Origin of the sequence: Roseateles sp. (genome assembly GCF_052436255.1) — a bacterium.
Taxonomy (GTDB): Bacteria; Pseudomonadota; Gammaproteobacteria; order Burkholderiales; family Burkholderiaceae_C; genus Pelomonas.
The window spans coordinates 1-3,285 of sequence record NZ_JBQVNP010000270.1 but is presented as its reverse complement, the minus strand read 5'-3'; the positions used below and the strand labels follow the sequence as shown (position 1 = coordinate 3,285).

The window sequence follows — 3,285 nt, the reverse complement described above, 5'->3', positions numbered from 1 at the left end:
GCGAACGGCTTGGTCAGGTAGTCGTCGGCACCGGCCTGCAGGCCTGCCACGCGGTGCTCCAGCGCGTCCAGGGCCGTCAGCACCAGGATGGGCAGCGTCCGGCCGGCCTCGCGCACGCGCTTGAGCACGGTCAGACCATCGACCATGGGCAGGCCGAGGTCGAGGATGGCGATGTCGAAGTCCTGCTTGCGCAGCAGGTACTCGGCCACGGCGCCGTTCTCGGCCCACTCGACCTTGAAGGAAGCGTTCAGCAACTGCTGCTGCAGCGCGTCGGCCAGCAGGGCGTCGTCTTCGGCAAGCAGCAGGTTCATGGGACGCTGACTTTAGCGGCGCCAACCCTCATGGTTAATACGATATTAAGTTTATTAATCATCGGTAATGATGCCGGGATGCTGCGCGCCTGTGTCCTCGCCACGTCCCTGCTTGCCGCCGCCGCGCAGGCCGGTCCGCAGGCCGACGTCCTGCACTGGTGGACCTCGCCCGGCGAAACGGCGGCCATGCATGCGCTGGCCGACGCCTACCGCGCCGCCGGCGGCCAATGGCGCGACCTGGCCGTCGTCGCGGCCGAGCAGGCGCGCGCCGTCCTCATGGAGCGCATCAGGGCCGGCAACCCGCCGACCGCGGCGCAGTTCAATGCCTCGCGCAGCTTCGTGCAGTTGGCCCGCCAGGGGCGACTGAATGCGCTCGACGACGTCGCCGCGCAGAACCGCTGGGCCGAGACCCTGCCGGCCGTGCTGCTGGACGCCGTGCGCGTGGACGGCCGCATCTACGCCGTGCCCATCAGCATCCACATGCCGGCCTGGCTGTGGAGTTCCAAGGCGGCGCTTGCCAAGGCCGGCATCAGGCACGAGCCGCGCAGCATCGACGAATTCTTTGCCGCGCTCGACAAGCTGAAGGCCGCCGGGCTGATCCCTCTGGCCCATGGCGGCCAGCCCTGGCAGGACTTGAACCTCTTCAGCGCGATGCTGGCCAACCAGGGCGGGCGCGAGCTGTACCTCGCCGTGCTGCGTGACCGCGATGCCACGGCGTTGCAAGGCGAGCCGCTGCGCCAGGTGCTCGTCAACTACAAGAAGCTGCGCCGCTATGTCGACGCCGCCTCGCCGGGCCGCAGCTGGAGCGACAGCACCGCGCTGCTGATCAGCGGCCGCGCCGGCCTGCAGTTCATGGGCGACTGGGTCAAGGGCGAGTTCACGGCCGCCGGCCAGCAGCCCGGGCGCGACTACGGCTGCGCGACCGGCCTGAGCCCGCGCTCGCCCTACATCGTCGACGGCGATGTGCTGGTCTTTCCGAAAGACAAGCACGGCAGCGCCCGCGCCGCGCAGCAGCTGCTGGCGCGTGTTGCGACGGCGCCGGCCACGCAGCTCGCCTTCAGTGCGCGCAAGGGCTCGGTGCCGGTGCGAACCGACCTCGACACCCGCACGCTCGACGCCTGCGCGCGCCTGGGCGCGGCCGCCCTGCGCGATGCCGGCCGGCTGGTCGGCAACACCGAGATGCTGCTGGATCCCGAGCAGCTGACGGCGCTCGAGAACGCCGTCAGCGACTACTGGAACCGCGACATCCCCGCGCAGGCGGCGCAGCAGACCATCGCCCGGATCTTGCAGAACCCGAACAGCAGCACCGACACCAGGAGACAACCTTGACCCGCGTTCACATCCAGGACCTCAGCATCCGCTTCGGCAGCCACGAGGTCATCAAGGGGCTCGACCTCGACGTCAACAGCGGCGAGTTCCTCGTGCTGCTGGGCCCCTCGGGCTGCGGCAAGTCGACGCTGCTGCACACCATCGCCGGCCTGAACCAGGTCAGCGGCGGCAGCATCCACATCGGCGAGCAGGACATGACGCGTGCCGAGCCCAGCCAGCGCGGCGTGGGCATGGTGTTCCAGAGCTATGCGCTCTACCCGACGATGACGGTGAAGGAAAACCTCGCCTTCCCGCTGAAGATGGCCAAGACGCCCAAGGCCGAGCTGGAAAAGCGCGTGGCCGCCGCGGCCGACATGTTGCAGCTCGGCCCGCTGCTGGAGCGCCGGCCGGCTCAGCTCTCCGGCGGCCAGCGCCAGCGCGTGGCCATCGGACGGGCGGTGGTGCGCGAGGCCAAGGTGCTGCTGCTGGACGAGCCGCTGTCCAACCTCGACGCCAAGCTGCGCACCGACCTGCGCCGCGAGCTGAAGACGCTGCACCAGCGCCTGGGCAACACGATGATCTACGTCACGCACGACCAGGTCGAGGCCATGACCCTGGCCACGCGCATCGTCGTCATGCACCAGGGCGTCATCCAGCAGATCGGCACGCCGGCTGAGGTCTACGGCAGGCCGAAGAACCTGCTGGTGGCCGGCTTCGTCGGCTCGCCGGCCATCAACCGGGTCGAAGGCCAGGTGGGTGACGGCGGGCGCTTCGTGTCGCCGGCACTCAGCGTCCCGTTGCCCGCCACGCTGGCGTCACGCCCGCTGGGCGAGCAGCTCACGCTGGCCGTGCGGCCCGAGAACGTGCGGCTCGGCGCCGACGAGCCCTTCGCCGCCGAGATCCAGCTGGTGGAGCCGCTCGGCAACCAGCACGTCGTGTGGATGAACAGCGCCGGCTCGACGATCTCCGCCGTGCTGCCCGGCCAGCCCGAGGTGGCGGACGGGGCGAAGGTGAGCTTCGGCTTTGACCCGACGAAGACGCTGTGGTTCGACGCGGCTGGCGAGCGGCTGCAGACCTGAGGTTTCTGGCATCCTCTCCGGCGGTCAACACGGGGAGCCGCATGGACAGGCGCAACTTCATCCACGGCTTGGCGGCGGTCGGTGCCTCGGGCGCTTGGGGCGCCCAGGCGGCCACCACGGCAGCACTGCCGCAGCGCCCGGCTGCCGAACTCGGCGAGCAGCTGGCCGCAGGATCGCTGCAGGCCACGGCGCTGGTCGCCGCCTGCCTGGCGCGCATCGACGAGATCGACCGCCGCGGGCCGGCGCTGCGCGCGCTGATCAGCATCAACCCGGACGCTGACACCATCGCCGCGGCACTGGATGAGCGGCAGCGGCGCGGCGATGCGCTCGGCCCGCTGCACGGCATGCCGGTCGTGCTCAAGGACAGCATCGCCACCGGCGACCGGATGCCGACGACGATGGGCTCGCTGGCCCTGGACGGCGTGCGGTGCCACCGCGACGCCGCGCTGGTGCGCCGCCTGCGTGAAGCCGGCGCCGTCGTCCTGGGCAAGAGCAACCTGAGCGAGTGGTGCAACGCCCGCTCGCCCAACGCCACCGCGGGCTGGAGCGCCACCGGCGGGCTGACCCGCAACCCCCACGTGCTCGAC

4 protein-coding genes are annotated in these 3,285 nt (G+C 70.7%); 3 read left to right on the top strand and 1 reads right to left on the bottom strand.

Annotation, left to right across the window (positions count from 1 at the left end):
• Nucleotides 1–311 (bottom strand): response regulator (locus tag ACT6S0_RS27330; RefSeq protein ID WP_444766871.1); only part of this gene is annotated, 311 nt, incomplete at its 3' end.
• A gap of 78 nt (nucleotides 312–389) precedes the next feature.
• Here ACT6S0_RS27330 and ACT6S0_RS27325 point away from each other — a divergent pair.
• The 3 genes from ACT6S0_RS27325 to ACT6S0_RS27315 all read left to right on the top strand — a co-directional run.
• Complete coding sequence (locus ACT6S0_RS27325; RefSeq protein WP_444766870.1) at nucleotides 390–1,640, top strand: ABC transporter substrate-binding protein; 1,251 nt, start codon at nucleotides 390–392, stop codon at nucleotides 1,638–1,640.
• Complete coding sequence (locus ACT6S0_RS27320; protein WP_444766869.1) at nucleotides 1,637–2,698, top strand: ABC transporter ATP-binding protein; 1,062 nt, start codon at nucleotides 1,637–1,639, stop codon at nucleotides 2,696–2,698. Before ACT6S0_RS27325 ends, ACT6S0_RS27320 begins: the two co-directional genes overlap by 4 nt.
• 41 nt (nucleotides 2,699–2,739) lie before the next feature.
• Nucleotides 2,740–3,285, top strand: a 546-nt coding sequence (locus tag ACT6S0_RS27315) for an amidase family protein (RefSeq protein ID WP_444766868.1), incomplete at its 3' end; no start/stop codon positions are given.